The following is a 13,032-nucleotide window of genomic DNA, read 5'->3' as shown; positions in this document are numbered from 1 at the left end:
GGTCGGCGGCCCGTGCGCCGGAGCCCTTTTCCTCCGCAAATTGCAGGCAAAAGGTGGCGGGCCCCGACGGCGTCGATCCGGCCGGCCCGGAAGGCTCCGTGCCGCGCTTCGCGGCCGGGGCGGGGCGCAGGCCCGCGTTCGCCCACCCCGGCTGGGCTGCCCGGGCGGGCTCCGGGCCCTTCTCCGGGCACGGGTCTGAACGGGAACGACCGTCATCCCGTACGAACATACGAAGCCGAAGCCCACCCTCAACCGTGGAATGAGAGAGCCATGCTTCCCGTTAGCATGGACATCCGCACCGATCAAGGCCATTTGGGGAAGGTGTCATGACTGCCAACGTCGACGGAGTGCCCGCCAAATTCGCGACACTCGGGCTGACCTACGACGACGTGCTGCTGCTGCCGGGCTCGTCGGACATGGCGCCCGACCAGATCGACACCGCCTCGCACATCTCGAAGAACGTCCGGGTCAACATCCCGCTGCTCTCCGCCGCCATGGACAAGGTCACCGAATCGCGTATGGCGATCGCGATGGCCCGTCAGGGCGGCGTCGGTGTTCTGCACCGCAACCTGTCCATCGAGGACCAGGCCAACCAGGTCGACCTGGTGAAGCGCTCCGAGTCCGGCATGGTGACCGACCCGATCACCGTGCACCCGGACGCCACGCTCGGCGAGGCCGACGCGATCTGCGCCAAGTTCCGGATCTCCGGTGTGCCGGTCACGGACGGCGGAGGCAAGCTGCTCGGCATCGTCACCAACCGTGACATGGCCTTCGAGACCGACCGCTCGCGCCAGGTGCGCGAGGTGATGACGCCCATGCCGCTGGTCACCGGCAAGGTCGGCATCTCGGGCGGCGACGCGATGCAGCTGCTGCGCCGCCACAAGATCGAGAAGCTTCCGCTGGTCGACGACGCGGGCGTCCTCAAGGGCCTCATCACCGTCAAGGACTTCGTCAAGGCGGAGAAGTACCCGAACGCGGCCAAGGACGGCGAGGGCCGTCTGCTGGTCGGCGCGGCCGTCGGTGTCGCGGGTGACGCCTTCGAGCGGGCCCAGGCCCTGATCGAGGCCGGCGTCGACTTCATCGTCGTCGACACCGCGCACGGCCACTCCCGTCTGGTCGGCGACATGGTCGCCAAGATCAAGTCGAACTCCTCGGGCGTCGACGTCATCGGCGGCAACATCGCCACCCGTGACGGCGCCCAGGCCCTCATCGACGCGGGAGTCGACGGCATCAAGGTCGGTGTCGGCCCCGGTTCCATCTGCACCACCCGCGTCGTCGCCGGTATCGGCGTACCGCAGGTGACGGCCATCTACGAGGCGTCGCTCGCCGCCAAGGCGGCCGGCGTCCCGGTCATCGGCGACGGTGGCCTCCAGTACTCCGGCGACATCGCCAAGGCCCTGGTCGCGGGCGCCGACACGGTGATGCTCGGCTCGCTGCTCGCGGGCTGCGAGGAGTCCCCGGGCGAGCTGCTCTTCATCAACGGCAAGCAGTTCAAGTCGTACCGCGGCATGGGCTCCCTGGGCGCCATGCAGTCCCGAGGCGAGCAGCGCTCCTTCTCCAAGGACCGCTACTTCCAGGAGGGTGTCGCCTCCGACGAGAAGCTCGTCCCCGAGGGCATCGAGGGCCAGGTGCCCTACCGCGGCCCGCTCTCCGCGGTCGTCCACCAACTGGTCGGCGGTCTGCGCCAGTCGATGTTCTACGTCGGCGGCCGTACGGTGCCCGAGCTCCAGGACCGCGGCCGGTTCGTGCGCATCACCTCGGCGGGTCTCAAGGAGAGCCACCCGCACGACATCCAGATGACGGTCGAGGCGCCGAACTACAGTCGCCTCAAGTAGTCGTCAGTACAGCTGAACGGTCTTCCACGCGCGCGTTGAGACCCGCCACGAGGGCGGCCCCGGAGCTTCCGGGGCCGCCTTCGTCGTGGGCGTCGGGGATACTGGGAGGCGCAGAAGCGAAGAGGGAAAGGCCACAACGTGACTGAGATCGAGATCGGGCGCGGCAAGCGCGGCCGCCGGGCGTACGCCTTCGACGACATCGCCGTCGTCCCGAGCCGCCGTACGCGGGACCCGAAGGAGGTCTCGATCGCCTGGCAGATCGACGCGTACCGCTTCGAGCTGCCCTTCCTGGCCGCCCCCATGGACTCGGTCGTCTCCCCGGCCACCGCGATCCGTATCGGCGAGCTGGGCGGCCTGGGCGTCCTGAACCTGGAAGGCCTCTGGACGCGGTACGACGACCCGCAGCCGCTGCTGGACGAGATCGCCGGTATGGACTCGGAGACCGCGACCCGCCGTCTTCAGGAGATCTACGCGGCTCCCATCAAGGAGGAGCTGATCGGGCAGCGCATCAAGGAGGTGCGCGACTCGGGAGTCGTCACCGCCGCCGCGCTCTCCCCGCAGCGCACGGCGCAGTTCTCCAAGGCCGTGGTCGACGCGGGTGTGGACATCTTCGTCATCCGCGGTACGACGGTGTCGGCCGAGCACGTCTCCGGTGCCGCCGAGCCGCTGAACCTGAAGCAGTTCATCTACGAGCTCGACGTCCCGGTGATCGTCGGCGGCTGTGCCACGTACACCGCGGCGCTGCACCTGATGCGCACCGGCGCGGCGGGTGTCCTGGTCGGTTTCGGCGGCGGTGCCGCGCACACCACGCGCAACGTGCTGGGCATCCAGGTCCCGATGGCCACCGCCGTCGCGGACGTCGCCGCGGCCCGCCGCGACTACATGGACGAGTCCGGCGGCCGGTACGTGCACGTCATCGCCGACGGCGGTGTGGGCTGGTCCGGCGACCTCCCCAAGGCCATCGCCTGCGGCGCCGACTCCGTGATGATGGGCTCCCCGCTCGCACGTGCCACCGACGCGCCCGGCCGCGGTCACCACTGGGGCATGGAGGCGGTGAACGAGGAGCTGCCGCGCGGCAAGAAGGTCGACCTCGGCACCGTCGGCACGATCGAGGAGATCCTCACCGGTCCGTCGCACATCCCGGACGGCTCGATGAACATCTTCGGCGCCCTCCGCCGCGCCATGGCCACGACCGGCTACAGCGAGCTCAAGGAGTTCCAGCGCGTCGAGGTGACGGTGGCGGACTCGCAGCACAAGCGCTGATCACTCGAAGCCGAGTCCCGGAAACGTGATCCGTAGGTCCGGGCCGCCCGTGGGCGGCCCGGACCTACGTGTTCGGCGCCCGCGTTCCTCGAAGGACAAGCCTCAGATGTTGATCAAATCGGTCCGGATCCACCAATGATCCGCCAGGGGGTGGGATAGCGTCCCTGGAGTTACCGACTGGTAGCAAAACGAGGGGAACAGTTTTGCGATCGATCACACCACCTGCTGTCCGCGTCGGACTCAACTCGGGTATCGCTCTTGCCGTGCTCGTCGGCGCGGTAGGGATGGGCGGAGAGGCGCAAGCCTCCCGGATGACGTCGTGCGTGAGTCGCATAACCGATGATCTGGGCCGTGTGCACGAGCACAACTGGTGCAACATCAAGAACGTCAAGTACGTCGGCGTGAAGCAGGGCAAGAACGCGATCGCGCTGGTGAAGGGACGCGGGCCGATCACTCTCACTCTGACCAACAGTGAGACGGTCTCCAACACCCGGAGTGCCTCGATCACCGTGACGGCCGGATCGGTGTCGGCGGCGGTGGGCTTCGACGTGACCAAGTCCCGTACGAAGAGCATGGCGGCGAGCTGGGCTGTGCCGAGGGGCAAGACGGGCACCTTGAAGGCGTACCCCCTGTACAAGACGTACACGTTCAAGGCGTACAGCAAGTTGGACGGCTCCTACGTGGGCAAGGGAACCGCCCGTCAGGCCATCGGTTACAACTACACGCACTCCACTTCCTGACAGGTCGGTTTCCGGGGTGGTGCGTTCTCGGCGGACCACCCCGTTCACCGTGCGAGGGCGAGTCGGCCGAGGCCGGCTCAGAGCCGGTGTGCCGCTCCCGTCGGGGTCGCCCCCCTTGTGTCCAGGAGGAGCTGGGCTTTCACGGACAGGCCTTGCAGGTCATAGGTGCGGTGTTGCTGGAGCAGGATCGTCAGGTCGGCGTCGGCCGCGGCCTCGTAGAGGGAGTCCGCGCGCGGTACGGGCCGCTCGAGGACGCTCCAGGCCGGCACGTGCGGGTCGTGATAGCTGACGGACGCGCCGAGTTCCATCAGCCGTACGGCGATCTCGTGGGCGGGGGAGCCCTGTTGGTCGGCGATGTCGGCCTTGTAGGTGACGCCGAGGAGGAGCACCCGCGCGGCCCGGGCGGACTTCCCGTGCTCGTTGAGCAGCGCGGCGGCGCGCTGGATGACGTACTGGGGCATGTGGTTGTTGACCTGCCGGGCCAGTTCGACCATCCGCAGCGGGCGTCCGGAGGGGCCGCCGAGGTCCTGGGCGATCCCGTGGCCGCCGACCCCCGGGCCGGGCCGGAACGCCTGGAACCCGAACGGCTTGGTCTCCGCGCAGCGGATGACGTCCCACAGGTCGACGCCCAGGTCGTGGCAGAGCACGGCCATCTCGTTGACGAGCGCGATGTTGACGTGCCGGAAGTTGGTCTCCAGGACCTGCACGGTCTCCGCCTCGCGGGGGCCGCGCGCGCGGACGACCTTGTCGGTGAGCCGGCCGTAGAAGGCGGCCGCCGACTCGGTGCACGCGGGGGTGAGACCGCCGATGACCTTCGGTGTCCCGGCGGGAGCGACGTCGCGGTTGCCGGGGTCGACCCTGCTGGGCGAGTACGCGAGGTGGAAATCGCGCCCGGCGCGCAGTCCGGAGCCGGTTTCGAGGAGCGGGCGGAGGAACGCCTCGGTGGTGCCGGGGTGCACGGGCGATTCCAGGATGACCGTGGTGTGCGGGCGCAGCCGTGCGGCCAGGGTGCGGGCCGCCGACTCCACCTGGCCGAGGTCCAGGGCGCCGTCCGCGCCCCGTGGGGTCGGTGCGCAGATGACGGCGGTGCGGACACGGCCCAGTTCGGCCGGATTCGAGGCCGGCCGGAAGCCGCCCGCGAGCATCCGGCGCAGCTCCGCGGGGGTGAGGGAGCCGCCTTCCGGTCCGGTTCTGTAGCCGAGGGTGGAGATGCCGGCGGCGACGGCGGCCTGGGCCAGGGGCAGGCCTAGGTGACCGAGTCCGATGACGGCGAGGTCTGCGGGCATGGAGTGGGCCGTCCTTCCCAATAACCGATGCGGGACAGGTGCGCAAGCCCTGTGGGCGGGTTGGGCGAGAGCAATGTCAGACTAGGAGTAAATATGACCGATTTGCGGGATTGATCGATCAAGATTCCTTGCGCGTCGCCCGGAGTTGTCCACAGGCTGAGGAGGGACGGTGGCCGATGAGGGGAGAGACGGTCAGACTTTGGGCAGGGGGGATGTGAGCCGGGCGTCGCCGGACGGTGCGGCCAGCGCGACCTACAGCGGGAGGCAGCGGTGAGGACAGCGACACTGGGGCCGGCGGAGCGCGCCGAGTCACTGGCGGGAATGGCCGAGCGTGAGCTGGACGTGCTGGTCGTGGGCGCGGGCGTGGTCGGCGCGGGCACCGCGCTGGACGCCGCGACGCGCGGTCTGTCCACCGGCCTGGTCGAGGCGCGTGACTGGGCGTCGGGCACGTCGAGCAGATCCAGCAAGCTGATCCACGGCGGCCTGCGGTACCTGGAGATGCTCGACTTCGCGCTCGTCCGCGAGGCGCTGAAGGAGCGCGGCCTGCTCCTCGAACGGCTCGCGCCGCACCTGGTCAAGCCGGTCCCGTTCCTCTACCCCCTCCAGCACAAGGGCTGGGAGCGGCTGTACGCGGGCTCCGGCGTCGCGTTGTACGACGCCATGTCGATGGCCCGCGGTCACGGCCGCGGCCTGCCCCCGCACCGCCATCTGAGCCGCCGCCACGCCCTGCGCGTCGCACCGGCCCTGAAGAGGGACGCGCTGATCGGCGCCCTGCAGTACTACGACGCCCAGATGGACGACGCCCGCTATGTGGCGACCCTGGTGCGCACGGCCGCTTCGTACGGTGCGAAGGTCGCCAACCGCGCGCGGGTCACCGGATTCCTGCGCGAGGGCGAGCGGGTGGTCGGGGCCAGGGTGCGCGACGTCGAGGGCGGCGGCGAGTACGAGGTCCGCGCCCGCCAGATCGTCAACGCGACGGGCGTGTGGACCGACGACACCCAGGCCATGGTCGGGGAGCGGGGCCAGTTCCACGTCCGGGCGTCCAAGGGCATCCATCTGGTCGTGCCGAAGGACCGGATCCACTCCTCGACGGGCCTGATCCTGCGCACCGAGAAGTCCGTGCTGTTCGTGATCCCCTGGGGCCGCCACTGGATCATCGGCACCACCGACACCGACTGGGACCTGGACAAGGCGCATCCGGCCGCGTCCAGCGCGGACATCGACTATCTGCTGGAGCACGTGAACTCGGTGCTCTCCGTGCCGCTCACCCGTGACGACGTCGAGGGGGTGTACGCGGGGCTGCGGCCGCTGCTGGCCGGGGAGTCGGACGCCACCAGCAAGCTGTCGCGCGAGCACACCGTGGCCCACCCGGTGCCCGGACTCGTGGTCGTGGCCGGCGGCAAGTACACGACCTACCGGGTGATGGCCAAGGACGCGGTCGACGCGGCGGTGCACGGCCTCGACCAGCGGGTCGCCGAATGCGTCACCGAGGACATCCCGCTGCTCGGCGCCGAGGGGTACCGGGCGCTGTGGAACGCGCGAGCGCGGATCGCGGCGCGCACCGGCATCCACGTGGCGCGTGTGGAGCACCTGTTGAACCGGTACGGGGCGCTCGCCGAGGAGCTCCTCGACCTCATCGCGGCGGACCCGTCCCTCGGCGCGCCCCTGCCGGCCGCCGAGGACTACCTCCGGGCCGAGATCGTCTACGCCGCCTCGCACGAGGGCGCCCGTCACCTGGACGACGTCCTGACCCGGCGCACCCGCATCTCCATCGAGACCTTCGACCGGGGCACCCTCAGCGCCCGTGAGGCCGCCGAGTTGATGGCCCCGGTCCTCGGCTGGGACAAGGGCCAGATCGAGCGCGAGGTGGAGCACTACGAGAAGCGGGTCGAGGCCGAGCGGGAGTCCCAGCGCCAGCCGGACGACCTGACGGCGGACGCGGCCCGGCTGGGGGCGCCGGACATCGTGCCGTTCTGACCGCCGCTTCCCGCCCATCTCAATTGAATCGGTGCCGTGGGCTGGGATCTTGAGGTGCCGGTAAGAACCGTGCCACCGCGGGGTCTGTCGGTCGGGCAACTGCCTCCCTGGGGAACCACAAACAGTTCTTCGCGAAGAGGTCTTTGCGAAGAACTGTTTGCGGTCTAGAGTGCGCGATATGACTGACACAGGTGCGGGGCCGGACGGTCCGAAGGCTGAAGCGGACGCGGTCGTTCTGGACGCCAAGGGGCTGCGTGCCCTGGCGCACCCGGTGCGCGTGGAGTTGGTCGGGCTGCTGCGGAAGTACGGCCCGTCGACGGCTACTCGCCTCGCGGAGCGGCTCGGCGTGAACTCCGGCACGGCCAGCTATCACCTGCGCCAGCTCGGCGCGGCCGGTTTCGTCGAGGAGGACACGGAACGCGGCAACGCGCGAGAGCGCTGGTGGCGTTCGGTGCATCAGACGACGGAACTCAACGATCCGGAGCTTGCCGAGCGCGAGCCCGAGGCCGTCCTGGCCTTCCTGCAGTCCGTCGCCGCCACCAACACCCTTCGCACGCAGCGGGCGATCAACGAGCTCCAGACGATGCCCCATGAGTGGCGGGGCACCTTCGACATGAGCGACTGGGCCTTGCGGCTCACGCCCGAGGAGACCGCCGCCCTGCGCCAGGAGTTGCGGGCGGTCGTCGCCCGCTACCGGAGAGATACGCCGGAGGCGGCGGCGAAAGCACCGGAGGGAGCCGAGCGGGTCGCCGTCATCACGCACCTCCTGCCGGAGCTGGATACGCCCGCCGCGTCGGAGGCGCATTCCGGTCCGCAGAAGGTGACGGGAACGGAGACGTCATGAGGAGAGACGTCTCCGGCACCGCCGGCATATCCGACAAGCGGTCCTTACGGCCGCTCGGCGGGGTCCTGGCGGCCATGGCCGTGTCGCTGACCGGTACCCGGGTCGCTGCCGTCGCGCTCCCCTGGTTCGTGCTCGTCACGACCGGCAGCGCCACCCGGACCGGACTGGTCGCCTTCTGCCAGATGGCTCCCTACGTGGTGGTCAAGGCGTTCACCGGGCCGCTGGTGGACCGGATCGGCCCGCGGGCGGTTTCCTGGACCACTGATCTGGCCAGCGCGAGCGCCGCCGCCGCGGTTCCCCTGTTCCATGCCCTGGACCTGCTCTCCTTTCCGCTCCTGCTGGCCCTGGTCGCGCTGATCGGCGCGGCCCGCGGCCCCGGCGACCTGGCCAAGGAGGTCATGGTCCCGGAGGCGGCCGAGCGCGGCCGGGTGCCGTTGGAGCGGGCCGCCGGTCTGTCCGGCGTGACCGAGCGGCTCGCATCCACCATCGGCCCGGCGGCCGGCGGCTCGTTGGTGGCGCTGCTCGGCCCTATGACAGGACTGGTCGTCAACGCGTGCTGCTTCACTCTCGGATCGTTGATCATCGGAGTGGCGCTGCCTCGTGGGGTGGGCCATGCGGTCAAGGAAGCCCCGTCGAAGACCGGGGAGACGGTACCGGGTTACTGGCGACGTTTCGCCGAGGGCTTCGTCTTCCTGCGCGGCGAGCCGTTGCTGCTGACTGTCATCGTCATGGTCGGGGTCACCAACCTGCTGGACGCGGGGTTCGGCACGGTGCTCATGCCCGTCTGGGCCAAGGAATCCGGCAACGGGCCGGCCGCGATCGGCCTGATGGGCAGCGTGACGGGAGCCGCGGCGGTCGCGGGGAGTCTGGTCGCCGCGGTGGCCGCACACCGGCTGCGGCGCCGGGTGGTGTTCTTCACCGGGTTCCTGGTGGCCGGGGCGCCGAGGTTCCTGATCCTCGCCTCCGACGCTCCCTTGGGAGCGGTACTCGCCGTTTTCGCCGTCAGTGGATTCGGGTCGGGCTTCCTCAACCCGGTGCTGGGGGCCATCCTCTTCGAGCGAGTGCCACGCCGGATGCTGGGCCGGGTCAACGCGCTCGGTGACTCGCTGGCCTGGGCCGGTATCCCTCTCGGCGGACTGGTCGTCGGAGCGGCGGTGGCCTCCGCCGGACTCGCGCCGGTGCTGCTCGCCTGCGGGGCTGCGTACTTCCTCACCACGAACCTGGCCGGGCTGCGTCCGGAATGGCGCGAGATGGACCGTGTAGGTGGGCGAGGCGCCCCGGAACCACAACCCGAGGATGCCGATCGGTCGGCCGGCGCGAACCTCACGACATGACGTCAGTCGTAGGACTCCAGCTCCGTGGCGGGAACCTGCACCTGCCGGGCGGCGGATTCCACGGCCTCTCCGGGCAGCTCTGTTCGGCTACGGCTGCTGACACGGTTCTTGCCGGCATCCCGTCCTCGCCCGCGGCCCGGCCGTTCTACGAGGTGCGGGGACAGAACTCGGCGGCGAGCAGGGCCGGTTCGAGTGCCGGGTCCGTGACCCCGTCCGTGTTCACCCGGAAGGTGAGGACACGGCGGCCGTCGACGGTGGCCGCGCTGCGCACGTAGCTGCCGGAGATCCGGCCGTTGTGGCCCCACACCGTGGTGCCGCACGGCAGCTTCACCGGGAACAGCCCCATGCCGTACGAGCCGTGTGCGGCCCGGGTGTCGAGCATCTCGCGCAGCCAGTGCGAGGGCAGCAGCGTGCCGTCGAGCAGGGCCGCGTAGAAGCGGTTCAGGTCGGCCGGCGTGCTCACCAGCTCACCCGCCGCGCCGGCCACGCGCGGGTCGAGCTCGGTGACGTCGGAGCCGTCGGCGGCGTACGCGCGGCCGTGCGGCGCGGGAAGCGACGTGCGGGCGCCGGGGAACGAAGTACCGGTCAGACGCAGGGGGGTGATGATGCGCCGCTCGGCCTCGGTGGCGTACGAGTGGCCGGTGACCTGTTCGACGATCATGCCGAGCAGCACGTAGTTGGTGTTCGAGTAGGCGAAGCGGCCGCGGGTGGCCGGGGGGCGGGCGAGTGCGATGCGCAGGGCCTGAGGAGGAGTCACGGGGACGGTGCCCCGGGTGGCCGTGGTGAAGTCGCGGAGGCCGCTGGTGTGGCGGAGCAGGGCGCGCAGCGTGATGCGGCGGCCGTCGTTGCCCGCGCCGCGCACCAGGCCGGGCAGATGGTCGTCGACGGAGTCGGACAGGGACAGCCGGTGTTCGGCGGCGAGTTGCAGGACGACCGTCGCGATGAACGATTTGGTGATGCTCCCGGCACGGAAATGATCGGAGCGACTGATTCCGTTTCCGGCGCTCGTGAAACGTGAACCGGACCGGTCGTCGGCGAGCAGGGCGGCCGCGGGGGCGCCGCCGTGCGTGACGAGGCGGGTGGCGAGGCGGGCGAGCGCGGTGTCCGGGACCCGGGTGACGGCCGTTCGCGCGGCGGCCGGCGCCTGCTCCGGCAGGTCGGCCCGGACCGTCGGGAGCGGCGTCAGGGACACGGGTATGGCCAGAAGCGTCCGAAGTGTCCAGGGCGGTGGCATCGTGGGGTCCTTCCTCGTCGCGGCCCATGATGAGGCACGCCGCTGTGAGGGGGACCCTCACGGGGCCGGTCCTGGAAGCGGGCGCGGCGGACCCGCGGGACCCCGGTCGCGGGGCGGCCGGCACGCGCGGCGTACGGCCGTGGGAGGGTCTTCGGCGGGGTCCGGACGTCTCACTGGCTGAGCTGTTGCGGTTCCAGGGGCCCCCAGGGCGCTGGGCACTTGTCGGGTAGGGGACAATGAAGGCTCTGTCAGGGCGGGTTGCATGAGGGGACGCATGTCGGAGGCAGAGCGGGCGGGAGCATCCCGTCAGGACAAGAGCGATCGTCTCCTCGCCGGGCGGTACCGGCTGGGGGATGTTCTCGGCCGCGGCGGCATGGGCACGGTGTGGCGCGCCGAGGACGAGACCCTGGGCCGTACGGTCGCCGTGAAGGAGCTGCGGTTCCCGTCGGCCATCGACGAGGACGAGAAGCGCCGGCTGATCACGCGCACGCTGCGGGAGGCCAAGGCCATCGCGCGGATCCGCAACAACGGCGCGGTGACGGTCTTCGACGTGGTCGACGAGGACAACCGGCCGTGGATCGTCATGGAGCTCATCGAGGGCAAGTCCCTCGCCGAGGCCATCCGTGAGGACGGGCTCCTCACGCCGAAGCGCGCCGCCGAGGTGGGTCTTGCCATCCTCGACGTGCTGCGGTCGGCGCACCGTGAGGGCATCCTGCACCGGGACGTGAAGCCGTCGAACGTGCTGATCGACCATGACGGCCGGGTCGTGCTCACCGACTTCGGCATCGCCCAGGTGGAGGGCGACCCGTCCATCACCTCTACCGGCATGCTCGTCGGCGCGCCCTCCTACATCTCGCCGGAGCGGGCACGCGGTCACAAGCCCGGCCCCGCGGCCGACCTGTGGTCGCTGGGCGGTCTGCTGTACGCGTCGGTCGAAGGCGTGCCGCCCTACGACAAGGGCTCCGCGATCGCGACGCTCACCGCGGTGATGACCGAGCCGGTCGAACAGCCCAAGAACGCGGGCCCGCTGGAGAACGTGATCTACGGCCTGCTCGCCAAGGATCCCGAGCAGCGGCTCGACGACGCGGGTGCCCGGGCCATGCTCAACGAGGTGCTGCGCGAGACCGAGTCCGAGAAGAGCCTGCCGGAGCCGCCGGACGCGACGAAGGTCGTGGCGATGCCGCCGCTGCCGGAGGAACCGGCGCGGCTGCGCGGGGCCCTGCGGTCGGTGCGCAAGGCCGCGACCGCGGCCGGGGCCGCCACGGCGGCGGCCACCTCGGCAGCCGCCTCCCGCGCCAGGACGGCCGGCGGCCCGGGTTCCGACCCGGCGGAGGGGGCGGCCAGGACGGCCTCCCCGCGCACGGGTCCGGGGTCCGGCGCGGCGTCCGGCCCGGTCGGCGGCGCCTCCGGGGCGACCGCCGCGGCGAGTCCTTCCGTGCCGGTCCAGCCGAGCGGTTCCGACGGCAAGCCGGTGAACTCCGGTTCGGCCGGAGGCGGCGGAGCCGCGGGTACGCGCGGCGGTTCGGGGTCCGGATGGCCGGTGGCACCCGAGCGCCCGGTCCGCCCGGCGCCGAAGGCCTCGCTCACGGATGTCGTGCCGCTGCGCACCCTGGTGATCCTCGCGGTCGTCGTGGCGCTGGTCGTGGTCGGCACCGTGCTGGCCCTCACGATCGGCGGCGGGGACGACGACGGCGCCAAGGGCGGCACCGGCGCCAAGGCGACCGCCTCCAGCGAAGCGGCCGGGGGCAGCGGGAAGAGCGGCGGCGACGGCGAGGGCGGGGGCAAGGACAAGAGCGACGACTCGCACACCGACAGCGGCGACAAGTCGGGCTCCGGCTCGGACGACTCCTCGGACACCTCGTCGGGCACGGACACGGACACGAGCAAGAGCGACTCGGCCGGTTCGAGCGGCGACGGCAAGGAGCCGGGCTCGGGTTCCGCCTCCGTGACGACGTACAAGAGCGGCCAGGGCTTCTCGATCGGGCTGCCGAAGGGGTGGGCGTACAAGTCCCAGGACGCCGCGGGAGCCCGGTTCACCGGTCCCGACGGGCAGAAGCTCCTCGTCGGCTGGACGTCGACTCCCAAGGACGACCCGGTCGCGGACTGGAACAACCAGGAGCGCGGCATGGTGCGCCCCCAGTACAAGAAGATCGTCATAGAGAGCGTGAGCTACCGAGGCTGGAACACGGCCGACTGGGAGTTCACCTATGTGGACGGCGGCACGAAGTTCCACTCGATCGACCGGGGTTTCGTGGTGAACGCGCATCAGGGCTACGCGCTGATGTACACGGCCAAGGACTCCGCGTGGAACGGCGCGCTGCGCAAGAGCACGTGGGCCACGCTGACCGAGACGTTCCAGCCGAAGTCATGACGTACCGCCGGCCGAGGTGACGTTCCGCGACGAACGGAGCCCGAGATCTCGCATCACCGCTCTGCGGGTTGCCTCGGGCACGTATCGTGAGTGGTTGCGGACCGAACGAAGCCACAACGGAACGCACGGCGAACGGAATTGACCAACC

The 13,032-nt window shown here is 70.7% G+C and carries 9 protein-coding genes; 7 read left to right on the top strand and 2 right to left on the bottom strand.

What is annotated here, in order from left to right; translation table 11 throughout:
* The first annotated feature begins 326 nt into the window (after window positions 1-326).
* The 3 genes from guaB (at window position 327) to ACFYW9_RS05635 (ending at window position 3,838) form a co-directional block, all read left to right on the top strand.
* Window positions 327-1,835: an IMP dehydrogenase gene (gene guaB, locus ACFYW9_RS05645; RefSeq protein ID WP_351872022.1), complete on the top strand. Its 1,509-nt coding sequence runs from the start codon at window positions 327-329 to the stop codon at window positions 1,833-1,835.
* A gap of 138 nt (window positions 1,836-1,973) precedes the next feature.
* Complete coding sequence (locus ACFYW9_RS05640) at window positions 1,974-3,098, top strand: GuaB3 family IMP dehydrogenase-related protein (protein ID WP_326785992.1); 1,125 nt, start codon at window positions 1,974-1,976, stop codon at window positions 3,096-3,098.
* Between the two features lie 323 nt (window positions 3,099-3,421).
* On the top strand, window positions 3,422-3,838 hold the full coding sequence (locus ACFYW9_RS05635; protein WP_389145220.1) for a hypothetical protein: 417 nt from the start codon (window positions 3,422-3,424) through the stop codon (window positions 3,836-3,838).
* A gap of 77 nt (window positions 3,839-3,915) precedes the next feature.
* Here the strand turns inward: ACFYW9_RS05635 and ACFYW9_RS05630 are convergent, their stop codons facing one another.
* Entirely contained in the window at window positions 3,916-5,124 is a 1,209-nt protein-coding gene (locus ACFYW9_RS05630) for a nucleotide sugar dehydrogenase (RefSeq protein WP_389145217.1), read from the bottom strand.
* Window positions 5,125-5,394: 270 nt separating this feature from the next.
* Between ACFYW9_RS05630 and ACFYW9_RS05625 the strand changes: the two genes are divergently transcribed.
* The 3 genes from ACFYW9_RS05625 to ACFYW9_RS05615 all read left to right on the top strand — a co-directional run bounded on the left by ACFYW9_RS05625 (window position 5,395) and on the right by ACFYW9_RS05615 (window position 9,279).
* Window positions 5,395-7,101, top strand: coding sequence for a glycerol-3-phosphate dehydrogenase/oxidase (locus tag ACFYW9_RS05625; protein ID WP_351872013.1), 1,707 nt, complete (start codon window positions 5,395-5,397; stop codon window positions 7,099-7,101).
* 178 nt (window positions 7,102-7,279) lie between these two features.
* Window positions 7,280-7,945, top strand: coding sequence for an ArsR/SmtB family transcription factor (locus tag ACFYW9_RS05620; RefSeq protein ID WP_389145213.1), 666 nt, complete (start codon window positions 7,280-7,282; stop codon window positions 7,943-7,945).
* The gene (locus tag ACFYW9_RS05615) at window positions 7,942-9,279 is read left to right on the top strand and encodes an MFS transporter (RefSeq protein WP_389145210.1); all 1,338 of its coding nucleotides are present in this window, start codon (window positions 7,942-7,944) and stop codon (window positions 9,277-9,279) included. Before ACFYW9_RS05620 ends, ACFYW9_RS05615 begins: the two co-directional genes overlap by 4 nt.
* A 145-nt stretch (window positions 9,280-9,424) precedes the next feature.
* On the opposite strand, the gene ACFYW9_RS05610 is transcribed toward ACFYW9_RS05615, so the two are convergent.
* The gene (locus tag ACFYW9_RS05610; protein WP_389145207.1) at window positions 9,425-10,513 is read right to left on the bottom strand and encodes a serine hydrolase domain-containing protein; all 1,089 of its coding nucleotides are present in this window, start codon (window positions 10,511-10,513) and stop codon (window positions 9,425-9,427) included.
* Between the two features lie 274 nt (window positions 10,514-10,787).
* Between ACFYW9_RS05610 and ACFYW9_RS05605 the strand changes: the two genes are divergently transcribed.
* Window positions 10,788-12,884, top strand: a complete 2,097-nt coding sequence (locus ACFYW9_RS05605) for a serine/threonine-protein kinase (protein ID WP_389145204.1) — start codon at window positions 10,788-10,790, stop codon at window positions 12,882-12,884.
* Window positions 12,885-13,032 lie beyond the last annotated feature (148 nt).

This window comes from Streptomyces sp. NPDC002698 (assembly GCF_042888945.1).
In the GTDB taxonomy this organism is placed as follows: domain Bacteria; phylum Actinomycetota; class Actinomycetes; order Streptomycetales; family Streptomycetaceae; genus Streptomyces.
Note: the sequence above shows the minus strand (reverse complement) of the source record. Positions and strands in the feature narration are given on the sequence as shown.

What these genes read in the sequence shown, in the direction of transcription:
- ACFYW9_RS05620 (WP_389145213.1), top strand. Translation starts at nt 7,280, where the DNA reads ATGACTGACACAGGTGCGGGGCCGGACGGTCCGAAGGCTGAAGCGGAC.
- ACFYW9_RS05630 (WP_389145217.1), bottom strand. Translation starts at nt 5,124, where the DNA reads ATGCCCGCAGACCTCGCCGTCATCGGACTCGGTCACCTAGGCCTGCCC.
- guaB (WP_351872022.1), top strand. Translation starts at nt 327, where the DNA reads ATGACTGCCAACGTCGACGGAGTGCCCGCCAAATTCGCGACACTCGGG.
- ACFYW9_RS05615 (WP_389145210.1), top strand. Translation starts at nt 7,942, where the DNA reads ATGAGGAGAGACGTCTCCGGCACCGCCGGCATATCCGACAAGCGGTCC.
- ACFYW9_RS05610 (WP_389145207.1), bottom strand. Translation starts at nt 10,513, where the DNA reads ATGCCACCGCCCTGGACACTTCGGACGCTTCTGGCCATACCCGTGTCC.
- ACFYW9_RS05605 (WP_389145204.1), top strand. Translation starts at nt 10,788, where the DNA reads ATGTCGGAGGCAGAGCGGGCGGGAGCATCCCGTCAGGACAAGAGCGAT.